Origin of the sequence: Xenorhabdus mauleonii (genome assembly GCF_900113945.1) — a bacterium.
Classification (GTDB): domain Bacteria; phylum Pseudomonadota; class Gammaproteobacteria; order Enterobacterales; family Enterobacteriaceae; genus Xenorhabdus; species Xenorhabdus mauleonii.
Genome location: NZ_FORG01000086.1, coordinates 1 through 1,820, shown reverse-complemented (window position 1 = coordinate 1,820; position 1,820 = coordinate 1). Strand labels below are relative to the sequence as shown.

The 1,820-nt window shown below is 47.6% G+C and carries 3 protein-coding genes and 1 pseudogene; 2 read left to right on the top strand and 2 right to left on the bottom strand.

The genetic code is table 11. The features are described 5' to 3' along the window. A pseudogene (locus BM100_RS23360) lies at nt 1-414 on the bottom strand (hypothetical protein); the annotation flags it as partial. A gap of 14 nt (nt 415-428) precedes the next feature. Here BM100_RS23360 and BM100_RS23920 point away from each other — a divergent pair. Both BM100_RS23920 and cdiI read left to right on the top strand, forming a co-directional pair. Further along, nucleotides 429-1,148: a CdiA family toxin C-terminal domain-containing protein gene (locus BM100_RS23920; RefSeq protein WP_274539961.1), complete on the top strand. Its 720-nt coding sequence runs from the start codon at nt 429-431 to the stop codon at nt 1,146-1,148. Beyond that, nucleotides 1,145-1,498: a ribonuclease toxin immunity protein CdiI gene (cdiI, locus tag BM100_RS22320; RefSeq protein ID WP_139217030.1), complete on the top strand. Its 354-nt coding sequence runs from the start codon at nt 1,145-1,147 to the stop codon at nt 1,496-1,498. Before BM100_RS23920 ends, cdiI begins: the two co-directional genes overlap by 4 nt. A 42-nt stretch (nt 1,499-1,540) precedes the next feature. Here the strand turns inward: cdiI and BM100_RS22315 are convergent, their stop codons facing one another. Continuing rightward, entirely contained in the window at nt 1,541-1,783 is a 243-nt protein-coding gene (locus tag BM100_RS22315; protein WP_092514991.1) for a SymE family type I addiction module toxin, read from the bottom strand. Nucleotides 1,784-1,820: the final 37 nt, after the last annotated feature.

Sequence of the window (1,820 nt, the reverse complement as noted above, 5' to 3'; positions counted from 1 at the left end):
CCCTGAGGGGGCTTCCCTGAACCCGGTTGCGTGGTCATGCAAAACCGTGCTCAATCTGAAACCCCGGTGATCCTGAGCGTCGCAGGGGCGCCGCTTGCAGGCTCTATGCCGCCCGCACCCGCAGAACGTGCGCCCGCCGTCCGGTAAACCGGCCGTCGTTCGCCCGTTGCCGAAAAGGGCGCGACACTGAACCCCGGGTCTCGGGCAAAACCGGTGTTCAGGAGCCAAAAGTGCGTCAGGGGTTTTTGGGTTCAGCGATGAACTTGCCTCAGCAAAATCCCCTTGTAACCGGCTGAGTGCACAGGGAAAATCGGCGTTCGCCGGTGAAGTTCGCACTGGAGTGAGTTGTTGTTGAGAATAACTTCCTAACTCCAGAAACCGCGCCAAAAGGGTTGATGGAATACGGCCGGGCACAAAGTTCACTTGCTATGCAAATGCTCAAGGAAGGAGCAACGCCAGATGAATTGTCGGAAGCCTTGGCGAAACAGGCTCGGGGCACCCACCCGGAAGGGCAAGATCCTGTTAGGGGCTTGCTTGTTGCGTGGGGGAACTTCTTTGGCGTGCCGCTGGATGTGGTGATGTCCAATGAACAGATGACACCCGAGAAAGCGGCTGAAATTGTAAGCAGTGGCATCCCGACCAGTGAAGGAAAAGTCATCCAGTATGTGGCGGCGAAGACCTTTTTGGCCCTGACTAAAAATACTTATCCTGATGGAATTAATTTTAATGTAAATCAAAAACATCATTTGACTGATTTTGACGGAATATCTAAAAAAGGTGTAAGTGGTACGCATAACGCTGATGTATTTAAGCGAACTGTATCGGAGCAAGGAATTAATGTTGTCAGTGAAACACCAGGCAGTGTCAAAGGTATTACTCAAATTGAGTATCAGATTCCATCAAAAGATAGGGCAGGAAATATCACTGGCCTTAAAGCACAAATATTTACGAAAACAGTATATGACCCGAAAATTTTCTCTGATCAGAAAATGTTGGAGTTGGGGCAACAGGCTGTTTCCAAAGGTTATGAAAAAGCTATCTCTCAAGGTGTGCGTGAATATGAATCAACAGCCGGTGGTGTTAAATTCCAAGTTTATTTGGATAAAGAAACAGGTAGAGTTACGAACTTTTTCCCGGTGGCAGAATGAACAGTAAGCGTCTTTTCGAAAATATAGACTATGACAATGACTCTGAATGGGTGATGAAAGAGTTTTTTAATTCTCTATATACCCAAGGTAAATTTTTATGGGCCTTGCCACATATCCTGAAAAAAAGCGGGTGTGGAGTTAATGAGACCTATTGTGTTTTCCCAGATTTTGCTGATCCTGATCCGGAGTATCACTTTGACGGCATTACCTTCGGTGTATGGGAGGGGGAAATTATCGTGCCAGAGTCTGTCGGTTTTGATTATGTCAAATTGGCATGTGACAAGTATCTTCAACTACATCCGGAAGATAAAGACAAGATAAATGCCTTATTAGATCAACAGCCTTGTTAACACCAAGATCCCAGCCAAGCGCTGGGATCTTCTTTTTAGCCGTCAGTTGTTCTCAACAAGCCGAATAATCAACTGTCCGTGTTCAATGCTGACCTGCACCGGTTGCCCGGTGGCAAACCCGGCTTCTTGCAGCCAGTTCCCTTTTAAATGCAAACTCGGGTGCTGGCTGTAATAGCGGGTCATGCCGGTGTGTCTATCGGCATGGTGGATACTGATGTAGCCGACTGTATAGCGGCGCTGGGCTTTCGAATGGGTTGAATTTACATTACAATCGCGGTTAGCCATAGTAACTACTCCAATAGTTGCTTACGGTTAGCGGCAA